We start from the raw sequence: 19,433 nt of genomic DNA, 5'->3' as shown, positions 1-19,433 counted from the left end.
TCCGGCGTGTTCAAATTTGTTTGCCTAGGAAACAGTTTTTCGGCTTTTTCCACATTGATCCGCATCAAAATAGGGCTGCGGAGGGATGGTTTGGCGGATCAACTGGATAGCGTAAGGCGCTGGCGCCGCAGCAAGTCTTCGGGCGTATCGAGATCGGTCAGCACGCCGTCGTCGTCCGCCTCGACCTCGACGACCCATTCCGCGAATTCGCCCAGCAGATGCCGGGCGCCGGAATCGCCATGCGTGCGCTCGATCAGCGCCGGAAAGAAGGTTTTGGCCCACAGCACGGGATGGCCGCGCTTGCCCTCGCGCATGGGAACGACGATGGCGCGCAGCGCGGCGGGATCGAAGGCCTGAACCATCCGGCCGATCAAGGCGAGATCGACATCGGGCATGTCGCCGAGAAAGATCATGGCCGCGTCAATGTCGTCGGTCAGGGCGCGCACGCCCGCCTGCAACGAGGTCGAGAGGCCCTCGGCGTAGCGCGGGTTGACGACAAACCGCAGGGTTTCGCCCTCGAACAAGGCGCGGGTCTCCTCGGCGCGATGCCCGAGCACCACGACAATATCCGAAAAGCCAGCGGCCTTGGCCTTGTCCAACACGTGACGCAGCAGCGGCTTGCCGTCGAGATCGAGCGCCGGCTTATGCGCGCCCATGCGGCTGGAGCGCCCGGCGGCGAGGATGACGGCCGCGATTTTTGGCTTTGTGTTCACCTCCGCCCTCGTCTGTTCGCGCGGCGACGGCGCCTCGCGTAAAAGGCCGCCGACGCCCATGCGGGCGATGTCTTGCCGCGAAATGGCTTCGCCAGCGAAGACCAGACGCAGGATGGCGTCAAATCCGTTGGGCGTCGGGGCGCGCGCGCAGCCCGGCATCACCACAACCGGGGTCGCGCCGACGCGGCCGATCAGCATGAGATTGCCGGGTTCGACCGGCATGCCGAAATGCTCGATCACGCCGCCGCAGGCGGTGATGGCCATGGGGGCGACGTCCTTTCGGTCCGACGCGGCGGAGGCGCCGCAGATGAGGATGACATCGTCGCCCGCGCTCAGGCGCGTTTGCAGCGCCTGCGCCAGATCGGCCGTCGCATGGGCCGTCCGCGCCTGCGCGACGAGCGCGCCGTCCAGCGTCTCGACCCGGTTTTTGGTGACGCGCGCCGTTTTTTCGATCACGCTTGGTTTCGGCCCGCCAGCTTGGGTCTGGATCAGCGACGCCCGCAGCGGCCGCAGGGCGGCGATGCGCCACGGTTTCGCCGCCTGTTCCCATGCGATCACAGCTTGTTCGGGCGCCGCGAACGGAATCACTTTGAACGTCGCGACGATTTCGCCCGCCTCGACCAAAGTCTTTTCCAGCACGGTGGCGACGGTGAGCGACTCGTCGATCAGGTTGAGCCTGCAAATCTCGTCCGGCTCGAAACATAACAAGCCGCGCCGCGCCGCGTGCAGATTGACCCTTCCGCCCTCGGCGTCGCGGGCGAAAAAATCCTCGCCGACCAGCGGCGCGGCGATCCGCCGGGCGGCCTCGTCCTCGTGGATGTCGCCGTCTTCGAGCACGGCGACCAGGATCGGCCCGGCGCCCGCCGCCTTCAGCTCCGCAATGATTTTGCTTGTCAGGCGCAGGCCCTTGGGCAGTTTGGCGCCAGCGATGTGTTGGCTGTGGGCGAGCAGCGCGCCCTCGGCCTGTTCGGGCGTTCGCTTGTCATAGCGCATGTGCGACGTCCTTGATCTCGGCGGTTGCGCGATGGCGGCAGGCGGTGATCTCGGCCATGATCGACACCGCGATTTCCGCCGGGCCGACCGCGCCGATATCGAGACCGACCGGGCCGTGAATGCGCGCGAGATCTGCGTCGGAAAACCCTTGTTTGCGCAAGCGCGCTTCCCGCGCCAGCCCCGTTTTTTTCGAGCCGAGCGCGCCGATGTAGAAGGCGTCGCTGCGCAGCGCGGCGGCCAGCGCGCGGTCGTCGATCTTGGGGTCGTGGGTCAGCGCGACGATGGCGCAGCCGGCGTCGAGGCCGAAGGCGGGCAAAAAGTCGTCGGGCCAGACCGGCTCCACCGCGAGGCCGGGAAAACGTTCCGGCGTGGCGAAGGCGCTGCGCGGATCGATGATGGTGGCGCAGTAGCCGCAGGCTGCAGCGATCGGCGCCAGCGCCTGCGCGATGTGAACCGCGCCGACCAGCACAAGCCGGAGATCGGGACGCCAGAATTCGAAGAAAAATTCGCCCGCGTCGGTTTCGATGCGGCGGCTGCGCTTTCTTTGCGTGGCCTCCCGCAACACGCTGGCGGCGTCGGCGTCGATGTCCGGGCGCCAGCGCGCGCCGTCGGACAGACGCGTCGCCAGAAAAACCTCGCGTCCGCCGCGCTGGTCGGCCAGCGCCTGTCGCAGGAGATCGCCATCAAGCAGGGGCTCGACCAACACCGAAATCTTGCCGCCGCAGGACAGGCCGACGGTCCAGGCCTTTTCGTCGCTGACGCCGAAATCCAGCACTTTGGGGCGGCCCGTCGCGATGACGTCGAAAGCTTCCTCGATCACGGCGCCCTCGACGCAGCCGCCGGACACCGAGCCGAGGAAATCGCCGTGTTCGTCGATGAGGAGGCGCGCGCCGACCGGGCGCGGCGACGAGCCCCAGGTCTGGATCACCGTGGCGAGCGCCACGCGCCGGCCGTTTGCGAGCCAGTCGAACGCCGCCGCCAGGATTTCGGTGATGTCGCTCATGACCTGTCTTTCGTCGTTGCAGCCGCTCCGGCGCTTTTTCCCGACGTGAAACGCAGGGCGTCGCTTGAAAGGCGAGGACCGGGGGCTTTTCCAATCCTGGCGCTCTCCTGCGTCTACCTGCGCCAACGGTTGCGCATTATAAAGCATAGTGATGCCGTAAATGGGCGATATGTCAAGTCGTGTTGCAATATCATGCAGGGTTGACTAAATGTTCATTCATTTTCATTCTCACCGTCGCGCGGTCTGTCCGCCGTTTGCGGAGGACGCGATGAGCATCGAAATCGAAAGCCAGATCGAAAATCCCGATCGCGTGGAATGGCGCCGCGAGCAGGTCGTCAATGCGGCGGTCGAGAGATTCGCCCAGAACGGCTATCACGCCACCACGATCAAGGAGATCGCCGAGACGGCCGGCGTCAGCCCCGGCCTGATCTACACCTATGTCAAGGACAAGGAAGATGTTCTCCTGCTTGTCTTCCTGGCGGCGTTTCGGAGATATCAGACGGAAATCCCGCAAAAGATCGCCGGAATTTCGGACCCGCTGCAAAAATTCCGCGCCGCCTTTCGCGCCTATTGCGAATGTGTCGGGAGCAATCTCGACTCGACTCTGATCGCCTATCAGGAAAGCAAGTCCCTGAAACCGGGGCGGCGCAAGATCGTCCAGGACCTGGAGATCAAGACCAACGCCTTGATTTCCGAACCGCTCCAGGACTGCATCAAGGCGGGCTATATCGCCTGCGCCAATGTCGATCTGGCGACCTTTCACCTGATCCTGCACGCCCATGGCTGGGCGCTGAAGAACTGGTTCTTTCGCGAGAGAATTTCGCTTAACGGCTATATCGAGGAGGGCCTGAGCCGCTTCCTCAACAGTTCGTTGACCCCTTCGGGATGGGAGCGCTGGCGCGCTGAAGCCAAGGGATGATCCCCCGGTTGAGCCGGGGGATCGTGACTTTGGAGTCTTCAGTGCAGCACCGAAAGTTCGGCCTTTTCGGCGGCGGCTTCGGCGCGATAGGCGATCTGCTTGACCAGCAGCGCGACCACCGCGACCCCAGCGGGAACCGCCGCGACGGCGAAGATTTCCGAAAAGCCGAACTGCCGGCGGGCGAGTTCGGCGACCATGAAGGTGCCGGCTATGCCGCCGAAGCGGCCGACGCCGAGCATCCAGGACACGCCGGTGGCGCGGCCGCGCGTCGGATAGAAACTCGCCGCCAGCGTCGGCATTGAAACCTGCGCCGTGTTCATCGCCGTGCCCGCGAGGAAGACGACAAGCGCCAGACCGCCGACACTGCCGATGCTCTGGCCGATGCAATAGACCAGGATCGACGTCAGCAGATAGCAAAACGCCACAGTGTAATTGGCGTTGAAGCGATCCATCAGCCAGCCGGACGCCAAGGCGCCGAGGCCGCCGAGTTGGAACAGCGCCGCGATCACCACCGCCGTCGATTGGTCGATGCCGCTGGCCTTGAAAATCACCGGCATCCAGTTGAGCAGGCCATAGACGATGACGAGGCCGCTGAAATAGGCCAGCCACAGACAGATCGTCCCCAGCATGAAATAGCGCGACAGCACCAGGCCTATGCCCGCCTTGTCGCCGGTGAAGGCTTCCGATGGCGCGATCGGCTCTTTCAAATAAAAGCTGTCGGCGTTGTCGGCCTCGGGCGAAATGCGGCGCAGCGCCTTGCGAATCTTGTGGGCAGGAAAACGCCGCTGCGCCATGTAACGCACGGATTCCGGCAGGTTGAAGACGATCGCCAGCGTCAGCAGCAGCGGCAGGACGCCGCCGACCAGCATGACCATGCGCCAGCCGAAATGCGCGATGATCCACGCCGCGAGGAAGCCGCCGAAGGCCGAGCCGACCGGAAAGCCGCAAAACATCGCGTTGGTGAGAAAGGCGCGCTTGGATTTCGGCGTGTATTCCGCGACCAGCGTCACGGCGTTGGGCATGGCCGCGCCCAGGCCGAGACCGGTGACGAAACGCCAAATGGTCAGAGCCTGCAAATCGGCGGCATAGGCGGCGGCGATGCTGGCCGCGCCCATGACGGCGACGGAGACGAGCAGGACCAGCTTGCGGCCGAACCTGTCGGCGATCGGGCCGGAGCACAGCGCGCCGAAGGCGAGGCCGAACAAAGCGGCGCTGAGAACGGGCGCGAGGTCGGGCCGGGCGATATGCCATTCCGTCATCAGCGACGGCGCGATATAGCCGATCGCCGCCGTGTCGAAACCGTCGAGAATGACGATGAATAGGCAGATCGCGAAGATGATCCACTGGAAGGTGGAATATTTTGCCCTGTCGATGAAGTCGTGAACGTTGATGGCATTCCCACGCGTGTCTGGCATAGGTTCCTCCCCAATCGGGCGGCTTGGTGTTGTTGTTGGCCGCCCGTAAATGTCGCGCTTTTTCTTGCGCGATTATAAATCTTCACATCAATTCGCCGCCGGCGACGAGTATGCTCTGGCCGGTGATGGAGGCCGACGACGGCAGGCAGAGCCACGCCACCGTCTCCGCGACTTCGCTCGGCTGGATCAGCCTGCCTTGCGGATTGTGCGCGATCAATTCCGCGAGGGCCGCTTCGGTGGCGCGGCCGGTTTTCGCCGATATGCCGGCGACGGCGCCGGAGACGATATCGGTGTCGGTATAGCCCGGACAGACCGCGTTGACGGTGACGGGCGTCCGCGCATATTCCCGCGCCAGCGCGCGGGTCAGGCCGATCAGGCCGTGCTTGGCGGCGCAATAGGCGGCGATATAGGGATAGCCTGACAGCCCCGCCGTCGAGGCGATGTTGACGATGCGGCCGTAGTCCGACGCCGCCATTTTCGCGATCACCTGACCGATGCAGAGGAAGGCGCCGGTGAGGTCGGTGTCGATCACTTCGCGCCAGAATTTCTGGTCTGTTTTCGGGAACGGCGCGGCGCGCGCGATGCCCGCATTGTTGACCAGGATCGCGGCGGGGCCAAACCGGGCCGCCGCGCTCTGGAACGCGGCTTCGATCAGGGCGCCGTCGGTGACATCTACCCTTTCGTGTGCGACATCGACCTGAAATCGCAGGGAAAGCTCGGCGGCCTGGGTCTGCAACACATTTTCGTTGCGGCCCATGAGCGTGACGACAGCGCCACGGCTTGCCAGCGCCTCGGCGACGGCAAGCCCGATGCCGCGACCGCCGCCTGTCACGATCGCGTGTCGTCCGGCCAGGGGAGGGGCGTCATCGGGCACGGATCACTCCTGCGGCTTGTAGGCTTCGAGCACCTTGCCGGCGATGACCAGTTTCTGGATTTCGCTGGCGCCCTCGTAGATTCGCAGCGCGCGGATTTCGCGATAGAGGGTTTCCACCGTGACGCCGCTGACCACGCCGGTTCCGCCGAAAATCTGCACCGCCGCGTCGATGACTTTTTGCGCTTCTTCCGTGGCGAACAGTTTGGCCATCGAGGCCTCGCGGGTCACGCGCGCGCCTGAAGAATCTTTCACCCAGGCCGCGCGGTAAATCAGCAGGGCGCTCGCGTCGATCGCCACCGCCATATCCGCGATCTTGGCCTGTGTCAGTTGGAAATCGGCCAGGGGTTTGCCGAAGACGCGCCGGTTGAGCGCGCGTTGCGCCGCCTCGTCGAGCGCGCGCCGGGCGAAACCCAGCGCCGCCGCGCCGACGGTGGAGCGGAACACGTCCAGCACCGACATGGCGATTTTGAAACCGTCGCCGGGCTTGCTCAGCATGTTTGCCGCCGGTACGCGGCAATTGCTGAATTTTAGCGCGCCCAGGGGATGAGGCGCGATGACGTCGATCCGCTCCGAGACCGACAGACCGGGCGTCGTCGCCTCGACGATGAAGGCCGAGATGCCCTTTGCGCCAGGGTCGTCGCCGACGCGGGCGAAGACGGTATAGAAGTCGGCGAGGCCGGCGTTGGAAATCCAGGTCTTGGCGCCGTCGATGACGTAATCGTCGCCGTCCCTAACGGCATTTGTTGACATCGCGCCGACGTCCGAGCCGGCGTCCGGCTCGGAAATCGCGAAGGCGGCGATGGCCTCGCCGCGCCCCACCGCCGGCAGAAAGCGCGCCTTCTGTTCGGCGTCGCCGAACAGGGTGATCGCGCCGCTGCCGAGGCCCTGCATGGCGAAGGCGAAGTCGGCAAGGCCATCGCGCCGCCCGAGGATTTCGCGGGCGAGACACAGGCCGCGCACGTCGAAAGTTTCCGCGCGACCGCCATATGCGGCGGGGATGCAGGCTTTGAGGAAGCCTGCTGCGCCGAGGGCGCGCACGAGGCGGCGGACGGTTTCGTCCATCGCGGCGCCGTGCGCGTCACCGCCGCAAAGTTCCGCCAAGCCGTTGGTCGACCAGTTTTCCAACGCCGCCGCGAAGGCGCGATGCGAGCTTTCAAAAAACGGCCAGGAGAGGAACGAAGCGTCGGACATCAATCCCCCGCGAAAACCGGAGACTTCTTGTTGGCGAAGGCGGTGTAGGCGCGCTCGAAATCCTTGGTTTTCATGCAGATGGCCTGCGCCTGCGCTTCCGCCTCGATGCATTCGCCAAGGCCCGCGCTCCACTCCTGCCACAGCATTTTCTTCGTCATGGCGTGGCCGAAGGTGGGGCCGTCGGCGAGGCTTCTGGCGAGGCTGGTCGCCGCCGCCAACACATCGTCGGACTCGTGGAGGGAATTGTAGAAGCCGAAGCGTTCGGCCTCGTCGCCCGGCATGGCGCGGCCGGTGTACAACAGTTCGGCGGCGCGGCTGAGGCCGATCAGGCGCGGCAGCAGCGTGCAGGCGCCCATGTCGGCGCCGGCGAGGCCGACGCGCACAAACAGGAAGGCGACCTTGCTGCGCGCCGTGCCGAGACGGATATCGGAGGCGCAGGCGAGCATGGTTCCAGCGCCGGCGCAAATGCCGTCTATGGCCGCGACGATCGGTTGCGGCGCCATGCGCATCGCCTTGACCGCGTCGCCGGTCATGCGGGTGAATTCGAGCAGTTCCGGCATGTCCATTTTGGTGAGCGGCCCGATGATCTCGTGGACGTCGCCGCCCGAACAAAAGTTGCCGCCCGCGCCGGTGAGGACCACGGCTTTCACGTCATTGGCGTAAACGAGGTTGGTGAAGAGGTCGCGGAGTTCGCCATAGGAGTCGAACGTCAGCGGGTTTTTCTTTTCCGGGCGGTTCAGCGTGAGCGTCGCCACCTTGTTTTCGACTTTCCAGTCGAAATGCTGGGCCTTGTAGTCGGCCGCCCTAAACTCTCTCATGGCTGTCTCCCCTTATTGAATGAATGTTCAGCCAACCATGGCTATGCCGCCGTTGGCGGATAAAACCTGGCCGGTGATGTAGCTGGCGCGGTCGCTGGCCATGAAAATGATGGCGTCGGCGACTTCCGACGGTTTGCCGAAGCGGCGCAGCGGAATGGCTTTCAGGAAGGCTTCCAGGAACTTTTCCGGCTCCGAGCGCAGCAGCGGCGTGTCGGTCGGGCCGGGGCAGACGCAGTTCACATTGATGCCGTGGCGGGCGCCTTCCCGCGCCAGCGCCTTGGAGAAGGCGATGACGCCGCCCTTGGCCGCGGAATAGACGGATTCGCCGAGGCTGCCGACGCGGCCGGCGTCGCTCGACACCAGCACGACACGGCCGCCTTTCTGCGCGATGAAGACGGGGAAGAAGGCGCGCAAAAGTTCGACGGGGCCGCGCAGGTTGAGCGCCATCACCTTGTCGACGAAGGCGTCGTCATTGTCGACGAAGGGCTGGATGTGGCCCCAGCCCGCGACATTGGCGAGCACGTCGAGCCGGCCATGCTTTTCCAGGACGTGATCCTTGGCGGCCTTGATCGATGCCGTGTCGGTGATGTCCAGTTTTATGAAATGCGCCTTGCCGCCGGCGGCGCGGATGTCGGCCGCCGCCGCTTCGCCCGCTTCCGCATTGATGTCGGCGACGAGAACTTCGGCGCCGAGCGCGGCGAGGCCTTGCGCCGTGCAATGGCCGATGCCGGAGGCGGCGCCCGTCACCAGGGCGATTTTCCCTTCAAAATTCATGATGTTCTCCCAAATCAGCTTTTGTTGGACAGGAAGGCGTCCACGCGTGCGCGCGTCTCCGACTCGTTGAGCAGGAGGTATTTGGTTTGCTGCAATTCTTCTTCAAAACCGTCGCGGGCGGGGTCGGCATAGGCGGCGATGCAGGATTTGGCGGCGGCGGCGGCGGCGCGGGGGATTTTGGCGAGGCGCGCGGTCAGGTCGGCGACGAAGCCGGCGACGTTTTCGCGCGCGACCGACCAATGCGCGAGGCCGAGGTCTTGCGCGGTCGCGCCATCCAGAATTTCGGCGCCGAGGATCAGGCGCTTGGCGATGGCCGTTCCGCACAGAGCGGTCAGCCGTTGTGTGCCGCCGGCGCCGGGGATCAGTCCGAGATTGCACTCGGGCAGGGCGAGCTTGGCCGCGTTGGCCGCGACCCGGAGATCGCAGGCGAGCGCCAGTTCAAGGCCGCCGCCCAGCGCCGCGCCGCCAATCTCCGCGACGGTGGTCAGGGCCAGGGATTCGATGCGCTGCAACAGGCCCTGCATGTCGCGCACGGCGGCGATCTGGGTGTCGATCAAATCCGGCCGGGCGAGATTGGCGCGCATTTCCGCCAGATCCGCCCCGGCGCAGAACACTTTGAGCGCGCTTCTCACATGGAGGACGCGGATTTCGGCGTCGGCTTCGACCTGATCGAGCGCGGCATGGAGCGCGCGCACGAGGGTCTTGCTCAGCGCATTCACCGGCGGCGAAGCGAGCGTGAGCACGGCGACGCCATCGCCGCGCGACAGTTCGACAGTCACGTCGTTCCTCCCCTTGCCGCTTCCGCAGCGTTGTTTATTAAATGAATGATCATTCAATTTTGGAGTCGAGTCAAGCGCCGGCCCTTCAGGAACGATCGAGACGCGCCGAATTGCGCGCCTTCTTCGGCGTGGCCGCACAGTGAAAAGCAGAGCTGCGGGTTTTCCCCCGCTGGCCGAAATGGCTCTGGCGGTGTCATACGAAATCCGAATGATCCATTATTGATTTCGTATCCCGTTCGCGCGGAATTTCGCTTCCGCCTCAAGGAAGTCCGCGCGATTTTGTTTCCGCTAATCGCCAAGCGATCCGGCAGAAGTCGTATCACTGGCGCCGCCGCCGTTTCCCATTCCGCGCGTCGCGTTGAAGTTGACAGCGCTGGCGCGCTGGCGCCTATTACGCGCCACGCCAGCCGCGCCTATGCGGGTTTTTTCAAAGCTCGGGCGGCCCGCGCGGGCCATGGTCTCGGCGGAATGATTGCTGACAAGGCGGAAGGAGCGGGCCATGGCTGAATTGCTTGCGAGCGGGCGCTCCATCGACTTCGTTCTGGCGATGATCGCCCTGGAGGCGATTGTGCTGATCGTGCTGTGGCGCAAGCGCCTGTGCCCGTTGCGGCCGAGCTCGACCCTGCTCATTCTCGCGCCGGGAACCTGTCTGTTGCTGGCCTCGCGCGCGGTTCTCTCCGGCGCGTCCTGGACAGCGGTTTCCTGGCTTTTCCTGGTTGCGCTGTTCATTCATCTGGTCGATCTGCGGCAAAGGTGGCGGCGCGAAAGCGGTCGCCTGGACACGGCCTCGGCGGACAGGAGCGGGATGACCATCCCGGCGCTGCCGGCGCGCCTGCTTTACAAGGCCGCGTCAACCCACGCTTTCACCGAGCGTGGTCTATACCTGAACCTCGGTTACTGGCCGAAAGCGCGGACCATCGACGAGGCCTGCGAAGCCATGGTCGAACTGGTCGGCCAGACGGCCGGCCTCACCAGCGAGGATGAGGTCGTGGATGTCGGCTTCGGCTTCGCCGAGCAGGATATCTACTGGATCCGGCGCTTTTCGCCGCGACGCATCATCGGGGTTAACATCACGCCCGAGCAGGTGCGGGTGGCGCGGGAGCGCGTCCGCGAACTGGGGCTGGAGGCGCGGATCGATCTGCGCGAAGGTTCGGCCACCGCGACCGGCTTGCCGGACGCCTGTTGCGACGTGGTCACCGCCGTCGAATGCGCCTTCCATTTCGATACGCGCGAACTGTTTTTCGCCGAGGCCGCCCGCTTGTTGCGGCCGGGTGGCCGCCTCGTGCTCGCCGACTCGATCCCGATCAGGGTCGAGTCCGATCCGTGGCGCCACCCGCTGCGGACTTTTCTGCACGCATTGGTCCGCGCCGCGCTCGCGGTGCCGCTTGCCAATGTTTACCCGCGCGAGGTTTATGCGCAAAAACTCGCCGCCGCCGGGTTCGAGTCCGTGCGGGTGGACTCGATCCGCGATCAGGTGTTTCCGGGCTGGCGCCGCGCCGTGGTCGAGGACGCCGGGTTGCGCCGGCGGCTTGGCCCCGTGGGCTGGCTGCTGCGCGCCATGCCGGAGACGCCGATGGACGAGGGTTTCGATTACGTGCTGGCCGTGGCGTATCGGCCGCGGGGATAGAGTGTCCCCGCTTCATGTGGCGCTGGGCGCCGCGCCTTGCGCCGCCGGGGGCTTCGCGTCGCTATCTCACGCGTATCACGGCCATCTCCTGTCCGTCCTCGCTCATCACATGGGTCGAGCAGGCCAGGCACGGATCGAAGCTGTGCAGCGTGCGTAAAATTTCCAGTGGCTGCTCGGGGTCGGCCATGGGGGTGTTCATCAGCGCCGCCTCGAAGGCGCCGATGTTGCCCTTGGGGTCGCGTGGGCTACCGTTCCAGGTGGTCGGCACCACCGCCTGATAATTGTCGATCTTGCCGTTCTTGATCTTGATCCAGTGGCCGAGCGCGCCGCGCGGCGCCTCGGTGAAGCCGACGCCCTTCACTTCCGCCGGCCAGGTCTTCGGATCCCATTTTTCGACATTGGCGGTTGAGGAGTCGCCGGCCTTGATGGTGGCGATCATCTTGTCGAAGAAATGGCGCATCTTGTAGCCGGCCCATTGGCTTTCCAGCGCGCGGGCGGCGGTGCGGCCCAGCGTCGAGAACAGGGCCGGGAACGGCAGGCCCAGGTCTTGCAGGAATTTGTCCACGGGATCCTTGAATTCGGCCTTGCCCTGGGCGTAGCCCACCGTCCAGCGCGACAGCGGGCCGACCTCCATGGCGTGGCCCTTCCAGCGCGGCGACTTGATCCAGCTGTATTTGCCGTCCTCGTCGAGGCTGTCGATGGCGGTTTTCGTTCCCTTGGTTTTCGGACCGAGTTCGTAATACGGGTCGGTCACGCCGTCCCAGGGGTGCAGGCCCTTGGTCTCGTCGGGGTATTTGTACCAGCTGTGGGTGACGAATTCCTGGATTTCGTCGGGGGCGCGCAGATCGACGGGCAGGATTTCGCTCAACTTGCCGCCGACAATGGCGCCCTGGGGCAGAGCCAGGTTTTCCGCCGAAAAATCATTGGCGCGCTCGGGTATGTCGCCATAGGCCAGCACGCATTGGCTGGAAATGCCGCCGCCGTGCAGCCAGTCCTTGTAGAACGAGCCGATCGCCGCGACATCCGGCACATAGACCTGATCGTTGAACTGGATGATGCGCTCGATGATTTCGGCCACATAGTTCAGGCGCTCCATGTTGAGCGCGCCGACGCCGCCGACGCCATCGACATTGATCGGGCAGGGCACGCCGCCGACCAGCCAGTTCGGATGCGGATTCTTGCCGCCGAAAATGGTGTGGATCTTCACGATCTCCTTCTGGAAATCGAGCGCCTCCAGATAATGCGCCACCGCCATCAGATTGGCTTCGGGCGGCAGCTTATATGCTTTGCTGCCCCAATAGCCGTTCTTGAACGGGCCGAGCTGGCCGGATTCGACGAATCTCTTCAGGCGGCTCTGCAAGTCCTTGAAATAGCCGGGCGAGGACAAAGGCCAGGACGAGATCGACTGCGCCAGGGTCGAGGTTTCCTTGGGGTCGGCCGAGAGCGCCGAGATCACGTCCACCCAGTCCAGCGCGTGCAGGTGATAGAAATGCACGACATGGTCGTGAACCAGCAACGCCAGTTGCATCATGTTGCGGATGGAATTGGCGTTTTCGGGAATCTTGATGTTCAGCGCGTCTTCGACCGCGCGCACCGAAGCGAGCGCATGCGTGCCGGTGCAGACGCCGCAGATCCGCTCGGTGAAGGCCCAGGCGTCGCGGGGGTCGCGGTTTTTCAGGATCACCTCGATGCCGCGCCACATCGTGCCGGTAGAGACGGCGTTGCGAATGACATTGTTGGAATCGACGTTCACCTCGACGCGCATATGGCCTTCGATGCGGGTGACGGGATCGACGACGATGCGCTTGCCGGACGTGTCGAGTGTGAAGCCGTTGGGTGTCTGAACGCTCATGCTGGATCCCTCATGCCCCTCGATAGGCGGCCAGGCTGGATCGAGCCTTTCGCGCCAGCTTTCGGCAAGCTTGCCGCCTTAGCCTGCCGAGAGGCGCACGCTGCGCGAAACCGGAAAAAGGTCTTTCATGCAAGGCGCGGAAACGTTTTACGATGTTATCAGGCGCCAGGGGATCACCCGACGCAATTTCTCCAAATTCTGCTCCCTGACCGCAGCCAGCATGGGGCTGGGCGCGACCGGCGCGTCCGAGGTGGCCCATGCGCTGGAGACCAATCCCCGCGTGCCCGTGATCTGGCTGCACGGCCTGGAATGCACCTGCTGTTCGGAAAGCTTTATTCGCTCGGCGCATCCGCTGGCGAAGGATGTCGTGCTGTCGATGATTTCGCTCGATTACGACGACACGCTGATGGCGGCGGCCGGACATCAGGCTGAGGCCATTCTTCAGGAGACGCGCGAAAAATATAAAGGCAAATATATTCTGGCGGTGGAGGGCAATCCGCCGCTCAACGAAGGCGGCATGTTCTGCATCGACGGCGGCCGTCCCTTCGTGGAAAAGCTGAAAACCATGGCCGCCGACGCCATGGCCGTGATCGCCTGGGGCTCCTGCGCCTCCTGGGGCTGCGTGCAGGCGGCCAAGCCCAATCCGACCCATGCCGTGCCGATCGACAAGGTCATCACGGACAAGCCGATCATCAAGGTGCCGGGCTGCCCGCCCATCGCCGAGGTCATGACCGGCGTCATCACCTTCATCAATACATTCGGACGCTTGCCGACGCTCGACCGTCAGGGGCGCCCGCAAATGTTCTATTCGCAGCGCATCCACGACAAATGCTACCGCCGCCCGCATTTCGACGCGGGACAGTTCGTGGAAGAGTGGGACGACGAATTCGCGCGGAAGGGCTTTTGTCTCTACAAGATGGGCTGCAAGGGGCCGACCACCTACAACGCCTGTTCGACGGTGCGCTGGAACGATGGCGTGTCCTTCCCGATCCAGTCGGGCCACGGCTGCATCGGCTGTTCGGAGCCGGACTTCTGGGACAATGGCCCGTTCTATGCGCGTCTCACGCGCATTCCCATGGGCAATATCGAGAGCACCGCCTATGACGTCGGCGCGGCTTCCGCGGCCATCGTCGGGACGGCGGTGGTGGCCCATGCGGCGGTGTCGGCGGTGAGCCGCGCGCGGTTCAAGCTGGACAAGTGAGCGGGGCGGCCACGGCCGCCCCAGTCGCCGCGATCCTCAAGCCCGCGCGATCGCGCCCGCGTCTTCGGGCCGTCCGGTCCTCCCACGTGTCAGGACAGAGCGGACCCCCGAACCGGCGAAAGCGCACAACAGGCAGATCAGCGCGCCGGTGAGCGGCGACATGAAAACGACGTAACGGTCAACCGGCGCCACCGAAACCAGCATGACCCCGTAAATCACCAGCCGCGCGCCGATCAGGCTGAACAGCGCCAGGGTCAGCGGCCACAGCCGGCCCGAGATCGCGCCGAACACGCCGATGACGAAACACAGGGCGGCCAGCGCCGCGATACCAAAGCGATAATTTCCAGCCACCGCTTCGCGGATGGCGTCTTGCGGGCCTCGGAACTGGCGCGCGACCAGAGCGCCCCGCCGCGTCAGGGCGGCGTCGAACAGATCGGGGCGGAAATCGTCGAGTTTGCGCACGCCGGCCTCGTCGGCGGAGGGCGCGACCAGCATGTGCAGCACCTGTCCCAGTTCCGCAGGCAAGGCCGGCAGCCATGCCGACAGATTGGGATCGAACGGGTAGGGCAGGCGCAGGTCTGTCCGGGGCAATGCGCCGCTCGCCAGCGCGGCATGGACTTCCGCCGTCGCCGCCTGCAACTTCTCGACCAGAACCTTCGGGTTTGCGCCATATTGGGCGACGACGAGGTTATTCACCAGCCAGAGCGTGCGCGAAGGATCGATTTCGAGTCTGTGAACGAAGCCTGACGAATGTTCGCGCGGGATTTTGATCATCGGCGGCGCCTCCTCATCCGAGGCCAGAGCCGGTCCCACGAATTCGGCGAAGGTCTTGCTGACGCGCGCGGCCTCGGCGAAACTTTTCCGCGTCGCCGGGGCGTAGCGCACGGAATCGTCCACCTTGATCTGGTGGATTTCGGTCAGGAAGTCCCGGATGTAGGGGAACAGGCCGCGATAAGCCGGCACGCCCCAGTTGGCGTTGTGCGCCACCGCCGTCAAGCTGCACAGCGTCACCGTGATCAGCGCCGCCGGCGCGACCAGCAAGCCGGCCTTCCTGACCCAGTCGCGCCGGTCATCGCGCCGGAACAGGCTGAACAGGCAAAGCGAGGCGACGAACACGACAATGAAGACCTCCTCGCCCTCCCGCGTCAGGACGATCGCGGCGCAGAACAGGCCGAAGAAGGCCGAGGCGATGGCGCGCTTGCGAATGGCCTCAGCCTCGTCCAGCACGATCAGCGCGCAGCCCAGCAGAACGATATATTCCACATAGAGGAACGGTTCGCGCTGGAATTCCGTGAAGGCGCGGATGGCGTAGGGGTTGAATAGCAGGGCGGCGAAAACGGCGAGGGAGACCCAGGCGTTGAACCGGGGCCGCACTTGCAGGGCGAGAAAGGCGGCGGCGCCGATCAGGGCGGCTTCCAGCCCCATCCGGTAGGGGATGGCGAGGGCGGCGAACCAGTGCGCGACAATGGGAACGACGGGCGGACGGTAAAGCGAGCCCATGTCGCCCCAATAGCCGGCGCGCGCCAGATTGGCCAGGCCTTCGGTGTCCCATTGCGCGCCGACGATTTCCGTGTCGGCGCACAGCGCATAGCGCGCGATCGCCAGCAGCGCCAGCAAGGCAAGATAAATCCGGTTGGACATGAGGTCTCGTCTCTGGTTTGCCGGTCGCCGTCAGCTTGCGCGCGCGGCGACCGCGCGCGCCGATGCCGGCGGGTTGCGAATGAAATCTTCAACTTGTGCGGGCGTGCCCAATTGCCCGACCTCGTCGAGGGCAAGTTCGAGAATGCGCAATTTGCAGCCGTCCGCGATCAACTGGTTGTACATGGGCGCGATATAGCGCTCGCCCTTTTCCTCGCCGCCCCCATCGAAGAAGCGCCGATAGGCGTCGCGATACAGTTTCGCGCTGGAGAACCAGTAGAATCCGACCGTGGCGTGATCGGAGATGCGCTTTTTCTCGCGCAATTCCACCGCGACTCCGGTGTCATCGAGGCGCACGAACGACCAGCCTTCGCCGGCGCCGGGAAAGCAGGGGATCCAGCCGTCGCAGGGCGGTATGGCGGCGGGGGTCATGGCGCCCGGCCGCACGAAAGTGTCGATGTTGAACACCGCGAAGGGCGCGTCGGCCGGGGCGTGCTCGGCCAGCAGCAGGGCGGTGGTGGCCTGGCCGTCGGTCGGCGCCGGCAGGCTCAGCAGGCGGCCGAGCGGAATGTTCAGGGCGCGGCAGCGGGCGCGAATGAAATCCTCGGCGTTTTCCTGCGCGCGCACCGCGAAGTCGAAGGTCCAGCCCGCCTGGCGAAAGCCCTCCAGCGCCAGCATGGACCAGTCGAACAGCGGCCGCCCCAGCGCCTCGATGCGATATTTCGGCGCGGTATAGCCGGCATTGGCGAAACGCGAGCCGAAGCCCGCCATGGTGATCGCGAGCGTCGCCGTCATGAGTCCTGCATCTCGCCTTCGCCCGCGAGCCGATCACGCCGGCAAATGGCTTCGAGACCCTCAAAGGTATTGTCGAGGAATTCGCGCGGACGCACGGCGCGGTCGTCGATATAAAAACCGTTCGACCCCGCCCACGGTTTGGCGACGTGCAATTCGTGAAAGGGAATGTCGTGGCGGCGCAGCCAGTCGAGCAGGACCGGCGCGACATTGATGGCGATCTCGCCGGCATTGCCGTCATAGGTGCGCATGCCCCGGGCGGTCTGGATCACGATGCGCCAGCCTTGGTCGGCCAGGGTTTTGAGCTTCGCTACGATGCGCGGCTCCGGCGTCAGATCGGCGTAACTTTGATCGCGCGACTTGATCGGGCACAGCGTGCCGTCGACATCGACAATCAGGATGTTCTTGCTTGCTATCACGGTTGTTGTTCCAACCAGTCGATCAATTGGCATGCGGTCAGCGCGAAGCCGACCAGTTTTTGCGGATGGTCCATGTGCAGCGGCAGCATGGACAGAAACAGCGACAATTCATAGGCCCGGACCACCTTCAGGTCGATTCCGGCGCCTTGGAGCCGGGCGGAAAACATCTCCTGGCTCCAGCGCGGCGGGCCGCCGGATTGAAGCAGCAGTTGCAGCGACAGCGATTTGTCGATCACGCAGTCGAACAGGTCGTTGTTGATGAAATCATAGCCACCCAGCACGGAATGGCTGAATTTGGCCAGATCGTAAAGCGGATGCATCCAGGCTTCGTCGCGCGAGCGGGCGCCGCGCGGGTCGATCAGCCGCATCAGGCGGGTGCGGCGGTCGAACAGGATGTTGGAAAAGCAGGGATCGCCATGGCCGATCGCCAGGCTGTCGGAGCGGTCGGCGTCGATGGCTTGCGCGATCAGGGCGCGCGCACGTCCAGCGAACTGGGACAGCGCGCCGAGCGGGCCGGCCTCCGCCAGCATCCGGTCCACCCGCCGGCCCATGTCGCAGCCGAGAAATGTTTCCAGCCTTGCGTCCATCTTTTCGACAATCGTTTTCCGCGCGACATTTCGCACCGAAGTGGCGCCGTCCGGGCGCAATGGCCGCGCCGCGATGAAGCAGAGAAAGCTGTCGATCAGGTCGCCAAACGAGGTTTCGTCGAAGGCGAAATGGATGAATTGCATGGCGCAATCGGGCACCGCCAGCCGCTCCATGGCGTAGGAGGCCACGCGCCCGTCATCCTCGAAGCCGAAGGTCGGCAACAGGAAGGGTTTCAACTGCTCCGGCACGATATGGAAGAACTGGTATTCCGCCTCCATTTTGGCGCGGTCGGACGAACTCTTGCGCAGGGTCCAGCCGCTGATGCGGGCATTGTTGAAGGCGCGCGTTTCGGTCGCGCCGGCCATGAATTCCAGAAACGTTTCGGGACGGCGCAGGTCCACGAAGCCGCACGGGTTGGCGCTGACCTTGGCGTTGAAGACGGGGCTGAGGAAATGCTCGCGTATGCCCTGCTGGTTGTAGGGCCGCAGCAGGGGCAACAGGTCGGACGCCTCCAGCAGGGCGGGGGCCTCGCCATTCACCGGCTCGGCCAGCAGGCGGGAGCCCGGTGTGTAGATCGCCTGCGCGGCGAGGTCGGCGAGCTTGCCGGCGCGCGTGGGCATCTGGCACGAGGGCAGGCGCAGGAAAATCGAGCCCGGCGCGGAGGTCTGGATCATGCCCGCGAGGAAATTGGCGTCGAGATCGTCGGTGAGATGGTAGAAATCCTCGCAGCCGCCTTTGAGGATCTCGTCGCGGATCGATTCGCCGAAGGTGACGCGTCGCCTGAGAATGGCGGAAAAGCGGCCCGCGCCGACAATTTCCTCGATCTCGCGGGGCAGCGGCGGCCGATCGTCGTAAACGACGGTCAATCTGGCGAACATGTTGACCTGCGGAACATGTGAAGGCGGACCCGGCGCGGCTGCGAGCGGTTGGCGAAGGAAATATGCTTGAGGTCGCCGTTGGCCTTGCGGCCGGGCTTGCGCGCCATGCGCAGCAACTGGAAGCTGGCGAACGGCCAGCTCACGGCGATCGCCGTCAGCGCCACCGCGCCATAGGCGCTCGGCGGCAGCCCGTTCTGGAACGACAGGAGGCCCACGAAATCGTCGGCCAGTTTCGGCAGCGACAGCGCCGGGGCGAGGCTCGCCACGGTCGCGGCTTCCGCCAGCCACACCGCCAGGGAAAAGGCGAGCAAGGCCGCGAAATTGCGGGCGGCGCAGCCGCGGGCGAGTTCGACGGCCTGGCGCAGCGAGCAGAGGATTCGCAACACGAAACGCGCGTCGCGCGACAGATGATGGGTGAAGACATAGTCCTGCAACGCCAGCAGGCCCGGACCGGCGATGAAGACCAGGGCGAAGCCGGCGCCGATGACAAGGGCCAGGATCGTCAACGTGAGGCGGAACGGTTCGGGAAATCCGACTCCGAGCGCGCTCAGGCCGATGGTGAACACGATCAGGGCGATGGCGTCGAAAACGCGCTGCACCAGCGCGATCAGGAACGCCTTGCCGGGATCGCCCGACAGCAGGGTCAGCGCCGCGATCAGATAGGCGTCGCCCAGCTTGAACGGCAGCACCAGCGAGGCCGGCGCGGCGTGAAAATGCAGCGCCAGCAATTGGCGCAGCCGCAGCGGCGCGACCCCCGCCGCGATCAGCGCCAGCCGCAGCGCGCGCAAGACATGGGACAGCAGATAGAACGCGCCCGCCGCGAGCAGCCAGTTCCAGGCCGGAAGGATCGGGGACGAGGTCTTGACCCAGGCGTGGGCGTAAACCAGGAACAGTCCCGCAAGCGACAGCCCCGCGACAATGGACAAGGATTTGAGGAAGGTCGTCGCGTTGCGCACGGG

18 protein-coding genes are annotated in these 19,433 nt (G+C 64.9%); 4 read left to right on the top strand and 14 right to left on the bottom strand.

Annotated elements, in window-relative coordinates; all coding sequences use genetic code 11:
• Window positions 1–98: 98 nt before the first annotated feature.
• Window positions 99–1,706, bottom strand: coding sequence for an NTP transferase domain-containing protein (locus CCR94_RS21145; protein WP_104510001.1), 1,608 nt, complete (start codon window positions 1,704–1,706; stop codon window positions 99–101).
• Window positions 1,696–2,709 carry an XdhC family protein gene (locus CCR94_RS21140; RefSeq protein WP_104509998.1) on the bottom strand — a complete coding sequence of 338 codons (1,014 nt, stop codon included), beginning with the start codon at window positions 2,707–2,709 and terminating at the stop codon, window positions 1,696–1,698. The genes CCR94_RS21145 and CCR94_RS21140 overlap by 11 nt, the downstream gene beginning before the upstream one ends.
• Before the next feature lie 268 nt (window positions 2,710–2,977).
• Between CCR94_RS21140 and CCR94_RS21135 the strand changes: the two genes are divergently transcribed.
• Window positions 2,978–3,628, top strand: coding sequence for a TetR/AcrR family transcriptional regulator (locus tag CCR94_RS21135; protein WP_158254860.1), 651 nt, complete (start codon window positions 2,978–2,980; stop codon window positions 3,626–3,628).
• A gap of 38 nt (window positions 3,629–3,666) precedes the next feature.
• Here CCR94_RS21135 and CCR94_RS21130 read toward each other — a convergent pair whose 3' ends face one another.
• From CCR94_RS21130 to CCR94_RS21105, 6 genes are all read right to left on the bottom strand, one after another.
• Window positions 3,667–5,043: an MFS transporter gene (locus CCR94_RS21130; protein WP_104509993.1), complete on the bottom strand. Its 1,377-nt coding sequence runs from the start codon at window positions 5,041–5,043 to the stop codon at window positions 3,667–3,669.
• A gap of 82 nt (window positions 5,044–5,125) precedes the next feature.
• Complete coding sequence (locus CCR94_RS21125; protein WP_104509991.1) at window positions 5,126–5,917, bottom strand: SDR family NAD(P)-dependent oxidoreductase; 792 nt, start codon at window positions 5,915–5,917, stop codon at window positions 5,126–5,128.
• Window positions 5,918–5,920: 3 nt separating this feature from the next.
• A complete protein-coding gene (locus tag CCR94_RS21120; protein ID WP_104509989.1) occupies window positions 5,921–7,108 on the bottom strand; it encodes an acyl-CoA dehydrogenase family protein in 1,188 nt (395 codons plus the stop codon).
• Window positions 7,108–7,926, bottom strand: a complete 819-nt coding sequence (locus tag CCR94_RS21115) for an enoyl-CoA hydratase family protein (RefSeq protein ID WP_104509987.1) — start codon at window positions 7,924–7,926, stop codon at window positions 7,108–7,110. The genes CCR94_RS21120 and CCR94_RS21115 overlap by 1 nt, the downstream gene beginning before the upstream one ends.
• A gap of 27 nt (window positions 7,927–7,953) precedes the next feature.
• Complete coding sequence (locus CCR94_RS21110; RefSeq protein ID WP_104509985.1) at window positions 7,954–8,700, bottom strand: SDR family NAD(P)-dependent oxidoreductase; 747 nt, start codon at window positions 8,698–8,700, stop codon at window positions 7,954–7,956.
• A gap of 14 nt (window positions 8,701–8,714) precedes the next feature.
• Window positions 8,715–9,479, bottom strand: coding sequence for an enoyl-CoA hydratase/isomerase family protein (locus tag CCR94_RS21105; RefSeq protein WP_104509983.1), 765 nt, complete (start codon window positions 9,477–9,479; stop codon window positions 8,715–8,717).
• Window positions 9,480–9,524: 45 nt separating this feature from the next.
• Between CCR94_RS21105 and CCR94_RS24740 the strand changes: the two genes are divergently transcribed.
• Together CCR94_RS24740 and CCR94_RS21095 are read left to right on the top strand one after the other, a co-directional pair.
• Window positions 9,525–9,986, top strand: a complete 462-nt coding sequence (locus CCR94_RS24740; RefSeq protein WP_146090133.1) for a hypothetical protein — start codon at window positions 9,525–9,527, stop codon at window positions 9,984–9,986.
• Window positions 9,979–11,106: an SAM-dependent methyltransferase gene (locus CCR94_RS21095; RefSeq protein WP_104509978.1), complete on the top strand. Its 1,128-nt coding sequence runs from the start codon at window positions 9,979–9,981 to the stop codon at window positions 11,104–11,106. Before CCR94_RS24740 ends, CCR94_RS21095 begins: the two co-directional genes overlap by 8 nt.
• 61 nt (window positions 11,107–11,167) lie before the next feature.
• Here CCR94_RS21095 and CCR94_RS21090 read toward each other — a convergent pair whose 3' ends face one another.
• Window positions 11,168–12,958, bottom strand: coding sequence for a nickel-dependent hydrogenase large subunit (locus CCR94_RS21090; protein WP_104509975.1), 1,791 nt, complete (start codon window positions 12,956–12,958; stop codon window positions 11,168–11,170).
• Window positions 12,959–13,085: 127 nt separating this feature from the next.
• Between CCR94_RS21090 and CCR94_RS21085 the strand changes: the two genes are divergently transcribed.
• Window positions 13,086–14,159, top strand: a complete 1,074-nt coding sequence (locus tag CCR94_RS21085; RefSeq protein ID WP_104509972.1) for a hydrogenase small subunit — start codon at window positions 13,086–13,088, stop codon at window positions 14,157–14,159.
• Window positions 14,160–14,195: 36 nt separating this feature from the next.
• On the opposite strand, the gene CCR94_RS21080 is transcribed toward CCR94_RS21085, so the two are convergent.
• Genes CCR94_RS21080 through CCR94_RS21060 form a run of 5 tightly spaced genes read right to left on the bottom strand, consistent with a single transcriptional unit; the run spans window position 14,196 to window position 19,430 of the window.
• Window positions 14,196–15,800 carry a hypothetical protein gene (locus CCR94_RS21080; RefSeq protein WP_104509970.1) on the bottom strand — a complete coding sequence of 535 codons (1,605 nt, stop codon included), beginning with the start codon at window positions 15,798–15,800 and terminating at the stop codon, window positions 14,196–14,198.
• Between the two features lie 30 nt (window positions 15,801–15,830).
• Entirely contained in the window at window positions 15,831–16,592 is a 762-nt protein-coding gene (locus tag CCR94_RS21075; RefSeq protein WP_104509968.1) for a glycosyltransferase family 2 protein, read from the bottom strand.
• Window positions 16,589–17,008 (bottom strand): HAD family hydrolase, encoded by a 420-nt coding sequence (locus CCR94_RS21070; RefSeq protein WP_206605880.1) that lies wholly within the window; start codon window positions 17,006–17,008, stop codon window positions 16,589–16,591. The genes CCR94_RS21075 and CCR94_RS21070 overlap by 4 nt, the downstream gene beginning before the upstream one ends.
• A complete protein-coding gene (locus tag CCR94_RS21065; RefSeq protein ID WP_104509964.1) occupies window positions 17,005–18,474 on the bottom strand; it encodes a hypothetical protein in 1,470 nt (489 codons plus the stop codon). The genes CCR94_RS21070 and CCR94_RS21065 overlap by 4 nt, the downstream gene beginning before the upstream one ends.
• Window positions 18,459–19,430, bottom strand: coding sequence for a lysylphosphatidylglycerol synthase domain-containing protein (locus tag CCR94_RS21060; protein ID WP_158254859.1), 972 nt, complete (start codon window positions 19,428–19,430; stop codon window positions 18,459–18,461). The genes CCR94_RS21065 and CCR94_RS21060 overlap by 16 nt, the downstream gene beginning before the upstream one ends.
• Window positions 19,431–19,433: the final 3 nt, after the last annotated feature.

This window comes from Rhodoblastus sphagnicola, from assembly GCF_002937075.1.
GTDB classification, from domain to species: domain Bacteria; phylum Pseudomonadota; class Alphaproteobacteria; order Rhizobiales; family Beijerinckiaceae; genus Rhodoblastus; species Rhodoblastus sphagnicola.
The sequence above is the reverse complement of the archived record's forward strand: the minus strand, read 5'-3'. Positions and strand labels throughout refer to the sequence as shown.

Coding starts and splice junctions, on each gene's coding strand:
- CCR94_RS21090 (WP_104509975.1), bottom strand. CDS start 12,958: ATGAGCGTTCAGACACCCAACGGCTTCACACTCGACACGTCCGGCAAG.
- CCR94_RS21080 (WP_104509970.1), bottom strand. CDS start 15,800: ATGTCCAACCGGATTTATCTTGCCTTGCTGGCGCTGCTGGCGATCGCG.
- CCR94_RS21135 (WP_158254860.1), top strand. CDS start 2,978: ATGAGCATCGAAATCGAAAGCCAGATCGAAAATCCCGATCGCGTGGAA.
- CCR94_RS21065 (WP_104509964.1), bottom strand. CDS start 18,474: ATGTTCGCCAGATTGACCGTCGTTTACGACGATCGGCCGCCGCTGCCC.
- CCR94_RS21095 (WP_104509978.1), top strand. CDS start 9,979: ATGGCTGAATTGCTTGCGAGCGGGCGCTCCATCGACTTCGTTCTGGCG.
- CCR94_RS21075 (WP_104509968.1), bottom strand. CDS start 16,592: ATGACGGCGACGCTCGCGATCACCATGGCGGGCTTCGGCTCGCGTTTC.
- CCR94_RS24740 (WP_146090133.1), top strand. CDS start 9,525: ATGATCATTCAATTTTGGAGTCGAGTCAAGCGCCGGCCCTTCAGGAAC.
- CCR94_RS21145 (WP_104510001.1), bottom strand. CDS start 1,706: ATGCGCTATGACAAGCGAACGCCCGAACAGGCCGAGGGCGCGCTGCTC.
- CCR94_RS21140 (WP_104509998.1), bottom strand. CDS start 2,709: ATGAGCGACATCACCGAAATCCTGGCGGCGGCGTTCGACTGGCTCGCA.
- CCR94_RS21120 (WP_104509989.1), bottom strand. CDS start 7,108: ATGTCCGACGCTTCGTTCCTCTCCTGGCCGTTTTTTGAAAGCTCGCAT.
- CCR94_RS21115 (WP_104509987.1), bottom strand. CDS start 7,926: ATGAGAGAGTTTAGGGCGGCCGACTACAAGGCCCAGCATTTCGACTGG.
- CCR94_RS21085 (WP_104509972.1), top strand. CDS start 13,086: ATGCAAGGCGCGGAAACGTTTTACGATGTTATCAGGCGCCAGGGGATC.
- CCR94_RS21130 (WP_104509993.1), bottom strand. CDS start 5,043: ATGCCAGACACGCGTGGGAATGCCATCAACGTTCACGACTTCATCGAC.
- CCR94_RS21110 (WP_104509985.1), bottom strand. CDS start 8,700: ATGAATTTTGAAGGGAAAATCGCCCTGGTGACGGGCGCCGCCTCCGGC.